Origin of the sequence: Streptomyces murinus, assembly GCF_002154555.1 — a bacterium.
GTDB lineage: Bacteria > Actinomycetota > Actinomycetes > Streptomycetales > Streptomycetaceae > Streptomyces > Streptomyces murinus.
The window spans coordinates 1-595 of record NZ_MUNF01000016.1 but is presented as its reverse complement, the minus strand read 5'-3'; the positions used below and the strand labels follow the sequence as shown (position 1 = coordinate 595).

Here is a 595-nt window from a genome sequence, read left to right as displayed (position 1 = left end):
GGCGGTTTCGGAGAAATCCGGAACCGCCCCTTGATCTTTTTTGAGGACCAGATGGGGACCAGTGTTCCTTGTCCTGTGTCAGCGGGTGAGGACGGTCGGGCCGGGAAGGGAACGGGGGGGGGGGGCTCGCAGCACGCTGAGGTGTGTGGTGAGTGCCGCGCCGGCGGCCGTGATCTTGTGGGTGTCCGGGTGTAGGTAGCGGTGAGTGGTTGTCAGGGAACCGTGGCCGGCGATCTTGCGCAGGACGTGGATGGGGACTCCGGTGTCGGCGAGCCGGGTGAGTCCGGTGTGGCGGAGGTCGGGATGTGCGCGGGGCTGCGCCCAAGCGGCGTCTACCGGCCGTGTCGCTCCAAGTGGATGGACGTGAACACGGCGACCTTGGCGCGCAGGGCCCAGGGGTCGAAGGGCTTGCTGATGTAGTCGACGNNTAGCCGTCCATCTCCGGCATCTGGACGTCCATGATGATGACGGCGAAGTCGTCGTGGTCGAGGAGGGCCTTGAGGGCTTCCCGGCCGGAGGAGACGGTGACGAGTTCCTGTTCGAGCGTCGCCAGTACCGCGGTCATCGCCAGCAGGTTGTCCGGCTGATCGTCGAC

The 595-nt window shown here is 66.4% G+C and carries 2 pseudogenes; both read right to left on the bottom strand.

Annotated elements, in window-relative coordinates:
* Nucleotides 1–78: 78 nt before the first annotated feature.
* Nucleotides 79–300: pseudogene (locus CCN72_RS40190) on the bottom strand (tyrosine-type recombinase/integrase); the annotation flags it as partial.
* 32 nt (nt 301–332) lie between these two features.
* Nucleotides 333–595 (bottom strand): annotated as a pseudogene (locus CCN72_RS01650) (response regulator); the annotation flags it as partial.